This window comes from Streptosporangium minutum (assembly GCF_002149035.1).
Lineage (GTDB): Bacteria > Actinomycetota > Actinomycetes > Streptosporangiales > Streptosporangiaceae > Streptosporangium > Streptosporangium minutum.
Genome location: NZ_NGFP01000219.1, coordinates 1 through 15,847 on the forward strand (window position 1 = coordinate 1; position 15,847 = coordinate 15,847).

Here is a 15,847-nt window from a genome sequence, read left to right on the forward strand (position 1 = left end):
GTGCTGGACGGCGTGGACCTGGCGCTCGGCGCCGGGGAGCGGGTCGCGGTCCTCGGACGGAACGGGGCGGGGAAGTCCACGCTGCTGCGCGCCGCCGTACGGCTCCTCGAACCGCTGCGCGGCGCCGTCCACGTGGACGGCGCGCCGGTCACCGAGCGTTCGACCCTGGAGCTGGCGACCACCTTCGGATACGTCTTCCAGAATCCAGGCCAGGCGCTGTTCTGCGCGACGGTCGGCGACGAGCTGGCCTTCGGTCCGCGCAACCTCGGCTGGCCGGCCGACGAGATCCGGCGGGTCTCGGAGGACGCGCTGCGCGCGATGCTCCTCGACGGCGAGGCCGACATCATGGACCGCTCGCCGCGCACGCTCTCCTTCGGCCAGCAGCGCCGCCTCACCGTCGCCCTGGCCCTGGCCATGCGGCCGCGCACGCTCATCCTCGACGAGCCCACCGCCGGCCAGGACCTGCACGCCACCACGCGGTTCATGGCGCAGGTCATGGCCGCCTCCGAGAGCGTCTACTTCATCACCCACGACGTCGATCTGGCGCTGACCTCGGCCGACCGGATCATCGTCGTCGACGGGGGCCGGGTCGTCGCCGACGCGCCGGCCGCCGAACTGGCCCGCGACGCGGACGTCTGGTCCCGCGCGGGGCTCCGGCAGACCAGCCTGGTCCGGGCCATCCGCGACCACGTTCACGGCGCGGGAGGGATTCCCCACCCGTTCGACCTCGCGCGTCTCATCCCCCACCCGGAAGGAACCCACCCTTCATGAGTACCGAGGCACTGTCGCCGCGCCACTCCCCGTGGACGATCGACTCCAGGACGGTCGTGTTCGGCGCCGTCGGCGCGGCCCTCTACGCCGTGCTCGGCCTGTTCAGCTTCCTCATCCCCGGCACCCAGAGCGTCACCGTCCGGCCCGCGGTCGCGCTGGTGCCGTTCTTCGGCAAGCGGTTCGGCGTCATCACCGGATTCTTCGTCGGCTTCGTCGGGAACGTCGTCATCGACCTCATCCAGGGCGCCGGCCTGATCTGGTGGAACTGGAGCGTCGCCAACGGCCTGGTCGGCGCGTTCGCCGCGCTGATCTTCACCGTGATCCCGCCGATCTCCAGCGAGGCGCTCCGCCACATCGTCACCGCGCTCGGCGCGCTCACCGCGACCGCGCTCGGCCTGCTGTTCATCATCACCGACCTCTGGATCCTGGGGATCGACTTCAACACCTTCCTCTTCCTGAACTACCTCCCGGCGCTGCTGGCCAACGGCATCGCGGTCGTCATCCTCGTCCCGGCGCTGGACGCCGCCTGGGAGCCGCTCGCCAAGCGCGCGGGACTGTAGGGCCGATGGACGTCACGCCACGCTATCTGGGCGCGGGTTCCTTCCTCGCGCGACGTGACCCGCGCGTGCTCCTGCTGGTCCCCGTGCTCTATTTCGTGGCGGTGGCGAACGTCGCCGACCTCCGCGGCATGCTCGTGTGCGCCGCGATCGCCCTGGTGTACTACCGCGCCGCGGGCATCCCGTGGCGCGGGGTCAGGGCCAACTGGGTCTTCATGCTGACCTTCACCACGCTGCTGGTGGTGGTGAACAGCGTCTTCACCGCGGCGGACACCCGCGTGGGGGCCGGCGAGGCGCTGTTCGCCATCCCGCTCACCGGGACGCAGGTCACCTGGGCGACGCTGTCGTACGCGTCGACCCTGCTGATCCGCTACGCCTCCCTGGCCATGGTGAGCTTCCCGGTGGCCTTCGCGATCGCCCCGTCTGACCTCGGCGTGGCCCTCGCCCGTCTCCGCCTGTCCCAGCGGCTCGCCTACGGTGTGGACCTGACGTTCCGGTTCCTGCCGTCCACGGTCGCCGCGCTCCGCGAGACCATCGACGCCCAGCGGGTCCGCGGCTACGAGCACAGCCGCAGCCGCGACCCGTTCAGAAAGCTCGCCTCGCTGAAGCCCGTCGTCGTCCCGGTGACGGTGAACGCGCTGATCGACGCCGAGGACACCGCCAACGCCATGGACCTGCGTGGCTTCGGCGCCAAGCACCGCACCTGGATGCGCGAGCTGGCCTTCGGCCGCACCGACTACCTCGTCATGGGCGGGTTCCTGGCGCTCGCCGCGGTGATGACCGCCGCCAAGTTCTTCGGGCCGTTCGGCGAGGTGTGGGCTCCGTGACCGGTCAGGACTTCCGGAGGCGTGACCGGTCAGGACTTCCGGAGGGGGTGGGCACCGTGACCGGCCAGGATTTCCGGGAGGGGGACGCCATGATCCACTCCGCGCCGCTGATCCTGCCGGTCAGCGCGCCCCCCGTCCGTGACGGCGCCCTGGTCGTACGGCGGGGCCGCGTCGCCGCGCTCGGCCCACGCGCGGAGATCCTGACCGCGTGGCCGTGCCTGGGGGAGACCCGCTGGGACGGGATGATCGTCGCCGGGCTGGTCAACGCCCACACCCACCTGCAGTACACGCACATGGCCGAGGTGGGGCAGCGCGTTCACGCCTCCTTCGAGGAGTGGTCCACGGCCTTCGACGAGGTCTACTGCGGCTCCGCGATCGACTGGGCGGCCAGCGCCCGCGACGGCGCCCGGCAGGCGCTGCGGTCGGGGACCACCTCGGCCGCCGACGTCGTCACCGACCTCCCGGCGGCCGGGGCGCTGCGGGAGGCGGGCCTGGGCGGCCTGCCGTACCTGGAGACCCTTGGCGACACCGACGCGAGCTGGGCGGAGTCGGGGCGGGAGCGGCTCCTGGCCATGCTCGACGCGACGGGCCCGCCGGTGGGGGTCTCCCCGCACGCGCCGTACACCCTCGACACCGGGGCGCTGAGGGACGTGGCGGAGCTGGCCCGCTCCCGGGGGCTGCGCCGGCACATCCACCTCGCCGAGGGCGCGCACGAGCGGGAGTACACGGTCTCCGGCACCGGGCCGCTGGCCCGGATGGTCAGGGAGCTGGAGTTCGACTTCGCCATCCTGCGCGAGGGCGGCACCGGTCTCGGGCCCACCGCGTTCCTGGACGGGCTGGGCGTGCTCGGGCCGGAGTGCCATGTCGCGCACGGCGTCCACCTCGACGCCGACGACCGCGCCCTGCTCCGCGCGCGCGGCACCGCCGTCGCGCTCTGCCCCCGCTCCAACCGGACGGTCGGCATGGAGGGGCCGGACGTGGCCGCGCTGCTCACCGAGGGCAACCCCATCGCGGTCGGCACCGACTCGCTGTCCTCCTCGCCGTCGCTGGACGTGCTGGCGGACGTGGCGGTGCTGCGCGATCTGGCGGTACGGCAGGGCTACCGGGCCGCCGACCTGGACCGGCGGCTGGTGGAGGCCGCGACGCTGGGCGGGGCCCGCGCCCTGGGGATCGCCGGCGGCCTCGCCCCCGGCGGCCCGGCCGACTTCGCGGTCTTCGACGTCTCCGTGGGGCGGGAGCCGTACCGGGTCCTGATCGAGGAGGGGCCGGGGCGTTGCGTCGCGACGGTCATCGGAGGCCAGATGATGTGGGATCACCAGACAGCGGCTGCTGTTGGGTGTTAATCTCCGATCTTTAGCGCTATTTGTCGATATTGCGGACATCGATATTGCAGGCATGGAGTCATGGCATCCCGGACCATTCGCTTCAAGCTGTACGCGCTGCTCAGCCTCCCGATCGTGGCGCTCATCGCACTGTGGACGTTCGTCACCGGCTACGTTGTCGGGGACTTCTTCGAGCTGCGCCAGGCCACCGCGCTGTATGAGCAGATATCGGCGCCCGCCGTCGCCCTGGCCACCGAGGTGCAGAACGAGCGCAAGCTCTCGGCCGTCGCGCTGAGCAAGGCCACCTCCCAGCCCGAGGAGCTGGCCCAGGTCCGAGACCTGACCAACAAGGCGGCCGCCGCCTTCCGCCTGCGCGCCACCTCGCTGGAGTCCACGACGATCACCACCCCGGAACTGGGCGAGGCGGTCAACCGGGTCATCGGCGAGATAGGCAGGCTGCGCTCCATCCGCAGGGACGTCGACGGGCGCACGGCCAACCGGCTCCAGGTCGTCCAGGCGTTCAGCCGCATCACCGACGCGGTCTACCGGCTCCAGGACAAGCTCATCACCGTGCCGGAGATCGAGCTCTACCAGCAGGCCATCGGGCTCCAGCGGATCGCCCACGCACGCGACCTCATGGCCAGGGAGGACTCGCTGATCTCCAGCGCGGCCCTCGCCGGCGCGCTGACCCACGACGAGTACGAGGCGATCGAGGTGATCGCGCCGAACCGGTGGCTGCTGTTCAGCGAGGGCATGGCGGTGCTGGACGGCGAGCTGCGCGGCCCCTTCGAGGAGCTTCTCAGCTCCCCCCGCCACGGACGGGTCACCGAGCTCGAAAAGGAGATCATCGAGACCTCGCGGCTCCCCCGGGACCGGAGCGCCTGGCATCTCGCCGCCGCCGAGGTCGGCGGCGAGATGGACCAGCTCCTGGTCACACGGGCCAAGCTGCTGAACGACCGCGCCGACGACGCGGCGGGCTGGATCATCATGCAGATCGTCATCGCGGGCGGCCTCGGCCTCGCCGCGATCCTGGGCGCGGTGATCCTGTCCGCCAGGCTCGGCCGGGGGCTCGCGGAGGAGCTGGGCGACCTGCGCCTGGCCGCCATGGACCTGGCCGAGGTACGGCTGCCGCAGGTCGTCGAGCGGCTCCGCAAGGGCGAGTCCGTGGACGTGGAGGCCGAGGCGCCGCCCATCCCCACGACCGGCACCACCCTGGAGATCACCGACGTCGGCCGGGCGTTCTCCACCGTGCAGCGCACGGCTGTCGAGGCCGCCGTCGGCGAGGCCCGGCTCCGGCAGGGATTCAACCGGGTCTTCCGCAACCTGGCCCGGCGCAACCAGTCGCTGGTCCACCGCCAGCTCGCCCAGCTCGACGCGATGCAGCGCAAGACCAGCGAGCCGGGAGCGCTGGAGGACCTCTACCGGCTCGACCACCTCACCACCCGCATGCGGCGGCAGTCGGAGGGCCTGGTCATCCTCTCCGGCGCCACGGCCGGCCGCACCTGGCGCACCCCTGTCACCCTCATGGACGTGGTCCGCGCGGCCGTGGCCGAGGTCGAGGACTACCGGCGGATCATCGTCCCTCCCCTGCCGGAGGCCAGGCTGACCGGCTCCGCCACCGCCGACGTCACCCACCTGCTCGCCGAGCTGCTGGAGAACGCGACCGTCTTCTCGCCGCCGAACACCCCGGTGCGCGTCCAGGGGGAGATCGTCGGGCGGGGCTACGTGATCGAGATCGAGGACCGGGGTCTCGGCCTGCAGGACGTGGAGCGCGAGGAGATCAACGAGCGTCTCGCCACCCCGCCGGAGTTCGACGTGGCCGACAGCGAGCAGCTCGGCCTGTTCGTGGTGAGCCAGCTCGCCGCCCGTCACGGCGTCAAGGTCACGCTGAGCCGCTCGCCCTTCGGGGGCACCACGGCGGTCGTGCTCATCCCGCAGACCGTGCTCGCCGAGCCCGAGCCGGAGGGGGTGCCGGCCGTACGAGCTCTCGAATAGCCAGTGCGGCGGCCAGACAGGCGACCGGGACCACCGGCAGGACGTACCGGTGGTCGAAGTCCAGCACCGCCACCGGGCCGACCAGCAGCGCCGCCGCGACCGCCCACGGCAGCAGCGCGGCACGCCGCCGCAGCACCGCGCCCGCCGCCCCCACCAGCAGGATCGCGCCGAGCAGCGGGCCGCGCAGGTACGCCGGATACTGGTAGGCGACCAGGACGGCCACGGCGGCCAGGGCCGCACCCCAGGCGGGCAGCGACCTGCGGCGGAGCAGGGCATAGATCATCAGGCCGGTCCCGAGGCCCATCGCGTGCTGGACGGCCGCGATCACCTCCACGCTCTGGAAGGGCCACAGGGCCCACACTGCTCCCTTCCGGAGGGGACTCGTCACCTACACCTGTCCGGACCCGCGCTTCTGTTTCACCCTTTTTCCGGCTGGCTCACGTTTTCGCCGGCTGCCGGGACGGTGGCGGGCGCTCAGCCGGTGGAGGCGACGTGCCAGGCCGTCCTCCCGAAGGTCTCGTCGGACAGCAGCAGGTCGAGGAGACCGGGGAAGCGGGCGTCGAGGTCGTCGCGGCGAAGGGTGAGGTAGAGCTTGCGGCCGGAGGGGCGCTGCCGGATGACGCCGCTCTCGCGCAGCACCCGCCAGTGGTGGGTGAGGGTCGATTTGGGCACGTCGGGGACTATCGCGCCGCAGAACCTCTCCTCACCGGAGGACAGGGCCCGCACGATCGACGCCCGGATCGGGTGGCCGAGCGCGGCCAGCACCGCTTCGAGCTGGAACTGCTCGCTGGACGGGTGAAGGGCGGTCATGGGGCGATTGTACGGAAGAGTCGAACTTGACGGCGCGGCCCGCTTTGTACGAGTATCCCGAACAGTCAAACTGTTCGTATTTCTCGAACAATATGAAGGTGGTCATGCCGTCTCCCTCCCCGTCCCAGCCGCTCACCCGGCGCCGCCATGTCGGCTGGACCCTGGCCCTGCTGGCCTTCGCCCAGCTCATCACCGCGCTCGATTTCAACATCGTCTTCGTCGCCCTCCCCGAGATCGGCCGGGACCTCGGCTTCTCCACCCACACGCTGCAGTGGGTGACCAGCGCCTACGCGGTCACCTACGGAGGCTTCCTGCTGCTCGGCGGGCGGGCGGCCGACCTGCTGGGACGCCGGCGGCTGTTCGTCACGGCCCTGCTGCTGTACGCGGTCTCCTCGCTGGTCGGCGGGCTCGCCGAGAGCTCCGGCCTGCTGGTCGCCGCCCGCGCGGTGCAGGGGCTCGGCGGGGCACTGCTCTTCCCCGCCACCCTGTCGCTGGTCAACACCCTGTTCGCCGAAGGTCCCGAACGGAACCGGGCGCTGGCGATCTGGAGCGGTGCCGGGGCCAGCGGCCTGTGCCTGGGCTCGCTGCTGGGCGGCCTGCTCACCGATGCCTTCGGCTGGGAGGCGGTGTTCTACGTCAACGTCCCGCTCGCCGGCGCCGGAGCGCTGCTGGCCTACACGCTCATCCCCGCGGACGGCGCGCGGCAGCGGGGCCGCAGTTTCGACCTGCCCGGCGCGGTGACCGTCACCGCCGGGGTCACCCTGCTGGCCTTCGCGCTCATCCAGGGCCCCGAGTCCGGCTGGACCTCGCCGGTCATCCTGGCGGGCTTCACACTCGCCGCCGTGCTGCTGGCGGCCTTCCTCGTCATCGAGGCCCGTAGCCGTGACCCCCTCATGCCGCTGCGCCTGCTGGGCAACCGCAGCCTGAGCGGATCGATGGCCATCACCCTGATCTTCGGGGCCACGCTCAACGCCGTGCCGTACTTCATGACCCTCTACTTCCAGAGCATCCACGGCTACAGCCCGCTCATGACCGGGGCGGCCTTCCTCGTGCCGTCCCTCATGATCGCCGCCGGCACCCAGATCGGCGAGCGGATGGCCACCCGGACCGGGATGCGCCTGACCCTGCTCACCGGCATCGTCACCGGCGCAGCCGGCACCGCCCTGCTCGCCACAGGCATGAGCGCGGGCGGCTCCTACTGGAACGTGCTGCCCGGCATCGTCGTCATGGGGTTCGGCCAGGGCTTGACCTGGACCGGGATGTGGATCGCGGCCGCCTCCGGGGTCGCGGCCGGAGAGCAGGGGGTCGCCTCCGGCATGGCGTCCACCGCCCTGCAGGTCGGGACCGCGCTCGGCTTGGCCGTACTCGTCGCGGTCGCCGGCCGGGACGTCACCGGCCTGGCGGGCGAGGCCCTGTCCGGCGAGATCACCGGCGGTCTGCGGGCCGCGATCCACGTCGCTGCCGCGGGTATCCTGCTGAGCGCCTTCCTGGCCCTGACCTTCCGGCGCCGCCAGGCGGCAGAGCCCCGTCCCGCGCGCGTGGACGCCTGAGGAGGTCCCCATGACATCCGACGTTCCGAGCTTCGACGTCGCGGTGGCCGGCGGTGGCCCGGTCGGCATGCTGCTCGCCGCGGAGCTGGCCCTCCAGGGCGTCCGGCCGCTGGTCCTGGAACGCCTTCCCGCGCCGACGGGGGAGTCCAAGGCCGGCACACTGCACGCCAGGACCGCCCAGAGCCTGAACCGCCGGGGCCTGCTCGACGCGGTGGGACGGTCCTCCTACGGCGGCGTGCGCTTTCACTTCTCCGGCATGTTCGAGCTGGATCTCGGCCCGGTGGCCGGAGAGGGGCCCAGCATCGTCGGCAGCCCGCAGGCGTGGGCCGAGCAGGTGTTCGCCGACCGCGCCACCGGCCTGGGCGCGGAGATCCGGCGGGGGCACGAGGTCACCGGCCTCACCCAGGACGCCGATCACGTCACGCTGACCGTGGAGGGGCCCGCTGGGCCGTACGAGCTGACCGCCCGCTACGTCGTCGGCGCCGACGGAGCCCGCAGCGCCGTGCGCAAGCTGGCGGGCATCCCGTTCACCGGCACCCCGGCGGGCGTCGCCGCGCTGATGGGCGACGTCCGCCTGCTGGACCCCCTCCCCGGCGGCTGGCACCGCACCCCGCGCGGCTGGCTCCTGGTCTGGGGCGGCGGCACGCACGGCCACAGCCGGATCAGCACCTACGACTTCCGCGGCCCGCACGCCGACCGGGAGGCGCCGGTGTCCCCGGAGGAACTGCGGAGCGTGGTCGAGCACATCGCCGGCCGGCCGGTGCGGATGGCCGAACCGCGCGGCCTGACCCGGTACGGCGACGCGGCGCTCCAAGCCGAGACCTACCGCCGGGGGCGCGTGCTCGTCGCCGGGGACGCCGCCCACGTGCACTTCCCCTGGGGCGGGCAGGGGCTCAACACCGGGATGGAGGACGCCATGAACCTGGGCTGGAAGCTCGCCGCCCAGGTGCGGGGGTGGGCTCCGGACGGGCTGCTCGACACCTACCACGGCGAGCGGCACCCGGTGGCGGCGCGGGTCCTGTGGAACGTCCGCGCGCAGACCGCCCTGGCCGACCCCGCCCCCGGAGTCGATCCCCTGCGGGAGCTGTTCGCCGAGCTCATGCGGCTGGACCAGGTCAACGACCACCTCAGCGCCATGATCAGCGGCACCGCCACGGCCTACGACGTCGGCCACCCCGGCGCCGGCCGGCTCGCCCCGGACACCGAGCTCAGGACCGCCGACGGCGACGTCCCCCTGGTGGAACTGCTCCGCGCGGGCAGACCCTTGTTTCTGTGCCCCCTCGACGACGGCTCGGCCGGCGGTGGTCCGGGTGATGGGGGCTCGGGCGGCGGGAGGCCGGGTGGACACCGTACGGGCGGCGCGGTGCGAGCCGCAGCTCATCCGGCCCGACGGCTACGTCGCCTGGGGTCTCCCCGGTGACGCCGCCACCCTCCGGACCGCACTCCGCCGCTGGTTCGGGGAGCCCGGCTGAGCCGTGCCGGGGCCGGTTGCTCACCGATGTGCGGTGGCGGGAGGGCCTGGTGTTCGGCGGCGGGACGCTCCGATGTGCGGTGGCGGGAGGGGCTGGTGTTCGGCGGTGGGACCTTCGGCGGGAATCGGCCATTGACGGCGGACGGCGGTCCGGCGATCGTGAGTGACTGCCGGATGGATCTTCCATCGAGGCTGCAAGGACACTTCTCCTCCGTCATGGTCATAAAGGAGCGTTCATGCCACACATCACGTTGAACTCCGACGAGCCGGGGATCCGCGGACTGCTGAGGTTCCGCCCGGAGACGGCCCGCCCGCTGAACGCTCTGGCCGAGGTGCTGCTCCGCGGGGAGAGCCCCCTGTCGCGCGGGGAGCGCGAGCTGATCACGACGTACGTGTCGGGGCTGAACGAGTGCCGGTACTGCACCTCCGCACACGCGGCCTTCGCCGCCGCGCAGCTGCCGGAGGGGATGACGCTGGTGGAGCAGGTGCACGCCGATCCGGACAGCGCACCCATCTCGGCCAGGATGAAGGCCCTGCTGGGCATCGCGGCCGCGGTCCAGCAGGGCGGCCGGCAGGTCGGCGACCATCACATCGCCGCGGCCCGGGCGGAGGGCGCGACGGACATGGAGATCCATGACACGGTGCTGGTCGCCGCGGCGTCCTGCATGGTCAACCGGTACGTCGACGGCCTGGCCACGTTCGCGCCCGACGACCCGGCGGCCTACGCGGCGGCGGTCGACCGGATCATCGCGCACGGCTACACGGCCGCCTCGCCCGTCGCGGAGCCCCAGGGCTGAGGCGCCCGCTCCCTGTTCCTCCCCTCATGGAAGGAGGAACAGGGGCGGTAGGGACCTGCGCGTCAGACGCCCAGGGCCTCGGAGGCGAGCGCGGTCCCCCGTATCCGGGCGGCGATCTTGGCGAAGGCGACCTCGCGGGAGGTGGAGGTGTCGTCGGCGAACGGGGAGAACCCGCAGTCGTCGCAGGTGCCCAGCTGCTCGACCGGGATGTGGCGGGCAGCCCGCAGCACTCGGTCACGCACCTGCTCGGGGGTCTCCACCTCGGGGTCGATCGGATCGGTCACCCCGATGAAGACCCTGGTCCCCGGGCGCAGGTGGGCGCCGATGATCTCCAGCACCCGGGCCGGGTCGGGCTCGCCGGCCAGCTGGATGTAGAAGTTTCCGGCCTGCAGCCGGAGGAGCTGCGGCAGCAGGCCGCCGTAGTCGACGTCGGCGCTGTGGGTGGAGTCCTGGTCGCCGCCGGGGCAGGTGTGCACGCCGATCCGGGCCCGCTCGGCCGTGCTGAAGCGCTCCAGCACCTGGTTGTTGAGGGTGATGAAGTCTTCCAGCAGCCCCCCGCTGGGATCGAGCTTGAGCGACAGCCGTCCCTCGGTGAAGTCCAGCTGTACGGCGTGCGCGCCCGCGTCCAGGCAGCCGCGGATGTCGGCCTCGGCCTCGGCGATCAGATCGTCCAGGAAGACCTTGCGGGGGTAGCCGGCGATGCCGGCGGCCGGATAGAGCAGGCTCAGCGCCGACGGGGCGATGACCGCCTGCTTGACCGGCAGGCGGGTATGGCGCCGGGCCTCCTTCAGATACTCCGCGGCGTGGACGCGGTAGCGGAACGGGCCGGAGGTCAGGTGCGGCAACTGCCGGGTGTGCCCGTCGGCGAACGGGATGACCGCCCCGTCGGGACTGAGGTCGTCCAGCCCGGCGATCGGATAGGTGACGAAGCTGGGTTTGGACTGCTCGCCGTCGACGAGGACCGGGCAGCCGAGCTGCTCCAGTCGCGTGATGGTGTCGGCGACGGCTCCGGCCTGCCGCGCGGCCAGCTCGGCGTCACTGATCCGGCCTGCGGCGTGGTCGGTCAGCGCGGCCAGCAGCGCGGGGGGACGGGGGATGCTGCCGATCGGTTCGGTAGGGATGTCCATGCCGGGATCGTAGATAACGATCTGTGTCTTATCAATCACTTACGGATATGAAGTGCTCCCCGGAATCAGGTTTCACGGAGGTGGATCCGGCGGGACGCGCGACGGCTCCGGCCTGCTGTGTGGTCGGCTCGGTGTCATGGCTCCGGCCTGCTGTGCGGTCGGCTCGGTGTCATGGCTCCGGCCTGCTGTGTGGTCGGCTCGGCGTCACGGCTCTAGCCTGCGGCGCGGCCGGGCCGTCCGGTGCTCAGCCCGCGCACGCCGGCCCCGGCGGCGGCCGGGTCGAACGGCCCGGTCTACGGGGTGCCGGTGCGGTCGCGGGCCGCGATCGCCAGAGCCATGAACTCACGGAAACGCGCGAACTGCTCCTGGTCCATGCTCAGCCGTACCCCGCCGACGATCTGGTCGTCGCCGACCCTGGCACCGAGGCGGACCCTGAACTCGTCACCACGCGGCTTTACGTCCACCCCGAGAAACGCCACGTGGTATCGCCTGCTCTCCGACAACGTCCGGTGGAAGACCTCGAAAGTCCTGCCGTCCTGCACCAGGATGTAATCGCCGAGCTCGAACTCCGCCGCCATGGTTCCTCTTCCGGATCATCGGCAAACCCGGTGCCGACAGTATCCTCCGGCGCGCTCCGGCGCGAGGGCGAGTCCCCCGCCCGGGGCGGCCCGGACATGCTTCACGGCAGTTTCGTCCAGGGGCCCGGGGCGTGGTCGTCCTTGGGGATCCACAGCGACGGCTGGAGCTCACGCAGCCTCGGCGCCGCTCCGGGTTCCCAGGGATACCGGCCGCCGGCGTCGGGCCAGACGACCTCCATGAAGGGCAGCGGAGGCTCCTGGTAGAAGTGCAGGGCCATGCCGAACAGCGATCGGTACCAGCTCGTGTCCACGGTCTTCGTGACGACGGAGTAGTTCCTGATGACGTCGTCCCGTGCCTGGTCGGCGACGAGATGGCGGCCGGCGGCGATCCCGTCGGCCAGGGTGTTCAGGCAGTTCTTCATCACCTCGACCCGGAGCCCGAACATCGCCGCCTCGGGCGAGCGGAACGTGTGCCACAGGCCGACGGTGAACGCCCACCCGGGCCCGTCCTCGTCCTCCGGGATCATGATGATTCCCCAGCCGCGTTCCCGGACGTGCCGCATCGTGCTGAGGTCGGCCTCGTCGAGCTCCACGTCGCGCTCGACGCACAGGAGACAGTGGCATACAGGCTGGTCGAACATGGTATCGAGCGTAGTGGCACGGCTGTGAGGGGGACCGCCGGGCCCGCCCTCCCGCTGCGGTGACGGGTCCGGTGCGCCGGTCGCCGCCGGAAGGCGCGGCGCCCCGGCCGGCTCAGTCGGAGCGCACCTGCAGGCCCAGGAGGGTGGCGATCGTCACGGCCTGCGGGATGTCGATCACCGCGTCCTTCAGCTTGACGACGCGGGGGTCCAGGGAGGACAGGTCGCTCCCGCGCAGATCGCCGCGGGAGAGGTCGGCACTGTGGAGCGAGGCGCCCGACAGGTCGACCCCCCGTAGCGTGACCCCCGCGCCGCGCGCACCGGTGAGGTCGGCCTCGCGCATCCGCACGTCCCGGAAGGAGGCGCTGTGCAGGTCGGCCCCCGGAAGCCCGACGAACGACCAGTCGCCGCCCTCGACCTTGAGAAGGTCGAAGCTGCAGTCGTCGAACACGCTGCCGACGAACTTGCAGCCGGTGAAGGCGGCGTCGAAGAACGAGCACCGTTTGAAGGTGCAGTTCGTGAACGCGGTGTCGGAGTGCACCGACGCGTTGAACCGGACCCCGCTGAAGGTGCACTCGTGGAAGACCGCGCCCCGGCTCGACGCCTCGGTCATGTCCACGTTGACGAAGGCGACCCGTTCGTGGTTCTGGCCGGACAGGTCCTCGCTGTCCCAGTCCGCGGACCGGATGGTCGTGTGGGTCTCGGGCGCAGGCTCGCCGTACTTGCGCTCAGCCATCACTCATCATGCCTTCCGTGCCGGGATGGAGGTCGCCGCCTCGCGTCCCCGTCCGTCCGGGGCGGCGAGCCGGCCCTGTCACCGTAGTACCCCCGGTCGCCGGTGACGCCCCCGGCCGGGTGCGCCGCGTCACCGGCACCGTGCCGGACCTGCCGCTGTCACGAAGTGTGTCGACACGACTACGGAGGGAACGGAGAGGGGGTAGATCGTCGCGTCGTGAAAGTTCCATGGGGGAAGAGATGTCTGCACGGAGAGCTCGGTTCGCCGCCGTCCCGGTGGCGGTCATGCTGGCGGTAACGCTGATCGGCGGCTGCGGGGACGCCAGGCAGACCGCTCCGGCGGCGCCCCCGGCCGCGGCGCCCACGCATCCCGGGGCTGCGAGCGTCCCACCGGCGGCGGGCGCCGTCCCGGAGAGCAGTGAGGAATGCCCGGCCACGGGCAACACCAAGCGGTTCGCCAAGACGCGCTTCGCGTTGCACGCGGGCCTCGCGCTGGGGGCGTTCTACCGCTACATCTACAAGCCCCTGCGGAGCGGCGGCTTCAAAGCCGGAGCGGAAAAGCGCAAGCGCACTTTCGTGAAGGCGGCCGTGGCCGGCGCCTTCGCCCTCCACGAGCTGAAAGTCGCCAAGCGCTTCGCCGAGGCCAACCCGACGCTGTGCAAGGGCGTCCAGGCGGTCAGCGACAGCTTCTCCCAACTCACCGGCAAGCTGAAGAACGGCACGGCCACCGAGGCCGACCTCGCCGCCGGCAAGAACGCCATCGACGCCCTGCGGCAGAACGCCGCCAGGAACGGCTACGACTTCAAGGAGCGGGAGATCGCCGTCCCCGGCGCCGGCTGACCTCACCGGCCACGACGGTACGGCTGCGCTCCCGGTGAAAGCGGCTACGCCCCTGGTGAATCCGGGACGCCGGTGGTCCCGCCGGAACCAGGACGGCCGGTATGAGGCTTCTTGTAATCAGCCGCAGCCGTCGACGGCGAGGGAGCCGGTCCTTTCCTCATCCGCGGTCCGCTTCCCCCCGGCCGGCCCGATGGCCGCCACGATGGCCCGCAGTCCCTCCAGCACCTCGGGCCCGGACGGCGACCACTCGGGGTCGGTCAGCCACTGAACCATCACGCCGGAGAGCAGCGCCATCTGCACCGAGCCGAGGGTGCGCACGGTGGAGTCCTGGAGCTCGTCCTCCGGGACGCCCCGCAACGTCGCCGCCAGTCCGCGGCGCCCCTCCTTCTGGGAACCGGCCAGATACTCCCGCAGCTCGGGGGAGTGCTCGGCCTGCAGGAGCGCCTCGACGCTGGCGAGCCAGAGCTTCCGGTGCGCGGTGAACGACTCGATCATCCGCGACCACATGGCCTCGTACTGCTCCGCCGGAGTGGAGTCGGGGTCACCGTAGGCGGCCAGCGTGCGCCCGGCCTCGGTGCCCCATTCGTCGATCGCCTGGATGAGTGCCGCGTTCAGCAGCGCCTCCCGGGAGCCGAAGTGGTAGCCGATGGCAGCCATGCTGACCCCTCCGGAGGCGGCCGAGATGTCACGGACGGTCGTCCGTGCCCACCCCTTCTCCTCCAGGCAGCGCCTGGCGCCGGCGAGCAGATCCTCACGATTTCCCATACCGGGGATGGTACTTCGCCCGCCTGCCGCGTCACCCAGTTTTAGCACGAACGTCTTACACATACGACTTACGCGTACGACTTGTGCATATGCATTGCGCAAATGCGCAAATCTTCGGTACCGTTCATGCCAAGCAAGGAACGCGAACGTGACGAAAGAGGCAGACATGAGCCAGGACACCACCGCCGAGACGATCACCCCTGTCCGCGCCGAGCTGGACATCGACGGTCGCCGGCTCTCTTACCTCGACTTCGGCGGCACCGGCCGTCCTCTCGTCGCCCTGCACGGCCACATGTCCGAAGGGGCGGGTTTCGCCGACCTGGCCGCCGCGCTGGCCCCCGAGTGGCGGGTCGTCGCCCCCGACCAGCGCGGCCACGGTGAATCGGACCGGGCGGCCGACTACTCCAGGGAGGGCTACATCGCCGACGTCGTCGCCCTGCTCGACCACCTCGGCCTCGACCGGGCCGTGGTCCTGGGACACTCGCTCGGCGCCATCAACGCCTACCAGCTCGCCGCCCGCCACCCCGAGCGGGTCAGCGCCCTCGTCAACGCCGAAGGGGCGGTCTCGCTCGGGCTCCACGGCCCCAACCCGCTGGCCTTCGTGCTCGCCCTGCCGTACGAGGCGCTGACGCGGGAGGCGCTGATCGAGGGGCTCGGCCAGGCCGCCCCCTTCTTCGGCGACGCCCTGCGCGAGAACCCCGACGGCACCTGGCGCCTGCCCTTCCACCCCCAGGACATGGTCGACTCCGAGGACCTGGTCCACGGTGACCACTGGGAGGACTGGCTGGCCAGCACGTGCCCGGCCCTCTTCGTGCGCGGCACCAAGGGAGTCGTCCCCGCCGAGCAGGCTCAGGCCATGGTCGAGCGGCGCCCGGACACCCACCTCGCCGAGCTGGCGACCGACCACTTCGTCCACACCGGCGACCCCGAGGGCTTCGCCGAGGCCGTGCGCGAGTTCCTCCGGTCCCTGGACGCCTTCGCGTGACCCGGGCTCCTGCCCGCCACTGGGACCGGCCGCTCACCTGGACAGACGATCCGCGCCGTTCGGCGGCCGGCGACGCTAC

17 protein-coding genes and 1 pseudogene are annotated in these 15,847 nt (G+C 71.8%); 11 read left to right on the forward strand and 7 right to left on the reverse strand.

The annotated features are described in order from the left end of the window. From CA984_RS33835 to CA984_RS33855, 5 genes are all read left to right on the forward strand, one after another. Nucleotides 1–771, forward strand: a 771-nt coding sequence (locus CA984_RS33835) for an energy-coupling factor ABC transporter ATP-binding protein (RefSeq protein ID WP_165781513.1), incomplete at its 5' end; no start/stop codon positions are given. Then, entirely contained in the window at nucleotides 768–1,331 is a 564-nt protein-coding gene (locus CA984_RS33840) for an ECF transporter S component (RefSeq protein WP_086577510.1), read from the forward strand. The genes CA984_RS33835 and CA984_RS33840, both read left to right, overlap by 4 nt. 5 nt (nucleotides 1,332–1,336) lie before the next feature. Then, nucleotides 1,337–2,155 (forward strand): energy-coupling factor transporter transmembrane component T family protein, encoded by an 819-nt coding sequence (locus tag CA984_RS33845; protein ID WP_086577511.1) that lies wholly within the window; start codon nucleotides 1,337–1,339, stop codon nucleotides 2,153–2,155. 56 nt (nucleotides 2,156–2,211) lie between these two features. Further along, nucleotides 2,212–3,498, forward strand: a complete 1,287-nt coding sequence (locus tag CA984_RS33850) for an amidohydrolase family protein (RefSeq protein WP_207621143.1) — start codon at nucleotides 2,212–2,214, stop codon at nucleotides 3,496–3,498. A 60-nt stretch (nucleotides 3,499–3,558) separates the two neighbouring features. Continuing rightward, nucleotides 3,559–5,472, forward strand: a complete 1,914-nt coding sequence (locus tag CA984_RS33855) for a sensor histidine kinase (protein ID WP_086577512.1) — start codon at nucleotides 3,559–3,561, stop codon at nucleotides 5,470–5,472. Here CA984_RS33855 and CA984_RS33860 read toward each other — a convergent pair. Together CA984_RS33860 and CA984_RS33865 are read right to left on the reverse strand one after the other, a co-directional pair. Continuing rightward, nucleotides 5,405–5,833 (reverse strand): hypothetical protein, encoded by a 429-nt coding sequence (locus tag CA984_RS33860; RefSeq protein ID WP_242676321.1) that lies wholly within the window; start codon nucleotides 5,831–5,833, stop codon nucleotides 5,405–5,407. The genes CA984_RS33855 and CA984_RS33860 overlap by 68 nt on opposite strands. A gap of 113 nt (nucleotides 5,834–5,946) precedes the next feature. Beyond that, nucleotides 5,947–6,282 carry an ArsR/SmtB family transcription factor gene (locus CA984_RS33865; protein ID WP_086577513.1) on the reverse strand — a complete coding sequence of 112 codons (336 nt, stop codon included), beginning with the start codon at nucleotides 6,280–6,282 and terminating at the stop codon, nucleotides 5,947–5,949. Nucleotides 6,283–6,386: 104 nt separating this feature from the next. On the opposite strand from CA984_RS33865, the gene CA984_RS33870 reads away from it, so the two are divergent. From CA984_RS33870 to CA984_RS33880, 4 genes and pseudogenes are all read left to right on the forward strand, one after another. Further along, nucleotides 6,387–7,832 (forward strand): MFS transporter, encoded by a 1,446-nt coding sequence (locus CA984_RS33870; protein ID WP_086577523.1) that lies wholly within the window; start codon nucleotides 6,387–6,389, stop codon nucleotides 7,830–7,832. A 67-nt stretch (nucleotides 7,833–7,899) separates the two neighbouring features. Next, a pseudogene (locus CA984_RS49080) lies at nucleotides 7,900–8,793 on the forward strand (FAD-dependent monooxygenase); the annotation flags it as partial. Nucleotides 8,794–9,145: 352 nt separating this feature from the next. Beyond that, nucleotides 9,146–9,304 (forward strand): aromatic-ring hydroxylase C-terminal domain-containing protein, encoded by a 159-nt coding sequence (locus CA984_RS49085; protein ID WP_341351743.1) that lies wholly within the window; start codon nucleotides 9,146–9,148, stop codon nucleotides 9,302–9,304. Nucleotides 9,305–9,539: 235 nt separating this feature from the next. Continuing rightward, nucleotides 9,540–10,100 (forward strand): carboxymuconolactone decarboxylase family protein, encoded by a 561-nt coding sequence (locus CA984_RS33880; protein ID WP_086577515.1) that lies wholly within the window; start codon nucleotides 9,540–9,542, stop codon nucleotides 10,098–10,100. Between the two features lie 62 nt (nucleotides 10,101–10,162). Here the strand turns inward: CA984_RS33880 and CA984_RS33885 are convergent, their stop codons facing one another. The 4 genes from CA984_RS33885 to CA984_RS33900 all read right to left on the reverse strand — a co-directional run bounded on the left by CA984_RS33885 (nucleotide 10,163) and on the right by CA984_RS33900 (nucleotide 13,179). After that, entirely contained in the window at nucleotides 10,163–11,227 is a 1,065-nt protein-coding gene (locus CA984_RS33885; RefSeq protein ID WP_086577516.1) for a cobalamin-independent methionine synthase II family protein, read from the reverse strand. Nucleotides 11,228–11,520: 293 nt separating this feature from the next. Next, the gene (locus CA984_RS33890; RefSeq protein WP_086577517.1) at nucleotides 11,521–11,805 is read right to left on the reverse strand and encodes a hypothetical protein; all 285 of its coding nucleotides are present in this window, start codon (nucleotides 11,803–11,805) and stop codon (nucleotides 11,521–11,523) included. A 101-nt stretch (nucleotides 11,806–11,906) separates the two neighbouring features. Next, complete coding sequence (locus tag CA984_RS33895) at nucleotides 11,907–12,446, reverse strand: DUF4262 domain-containing protein (protein ID WP_086577518.1); 540 nt, start codon at nucleotides 12,444–12,446, stop codon at nucleotides 11,907–11,909. Between the two features lie 112 nt (nucleotides 12,447–12,558). After that, nucleotides 12,559–13,179, reverse strand: coding sequence for a pentapeptide repeat-containing protein (locus CA984_RS33900; protein ID WP_086577519.1), 621 nt, complete (start codon nucleotides 13,177–13,179; stop codon nucleotides 12,559–12,561). Nucleotides 13,180–13,418: 239 nt separating this feature from the next. Here CA984_RS33900 and CA984_RS33905 point away from each other — a divergent pair, with 239 nt between their 5' ends. After that, nucleotides 13,419–14,018 (forward strand): hypothetical protein, encoded by a 600-nt coding sequence (locus CA984_RS33905; protein WP_242676322.1) that lies wholly within the window; start codon nucleotides 13,419–13,421, stop codon nucleotides 14,016–14,018. A gap of 117 nt (nucleotides 14,019–14,135) precedes the next feature. Here CA984_RS33905 and CA984_RS33910 read toward each other — a convergent pair whose 3' ends face one another. Next, complete coding sequence (locus tag CA984_RS33910; RefSeq protein ID WP_086577520.1) at nucleotides 14,136–14,783, reverse strand: TetR/AcrR family transcriptional regulator; 648 nt, start codon at nucleotides 14,781–14,783, stop codon at nucleotides 14,136–14,138. Between the two features lie 148 nt (nucleotides 14,784–14,931). On the opposite strand from CA984_RS33910, the gene CA984_RS33915 reads away from it, so the two are divergent. Further along, nucleotides 14,932–15,768 (forward strand): alpha/beta fold hydrolase, encoded by an 837-nt coding sequence (locus CA984_RS33915; RefSeq protein ID WP_242676323.1) that lies wholly within the window; start codon nucleotides 14,932–14,934, stop codon nucleotides 15,766–15,768. The last annotated feature ends 79 nt before the right edge of the window (nucleotides 15,769–15,847 follow it).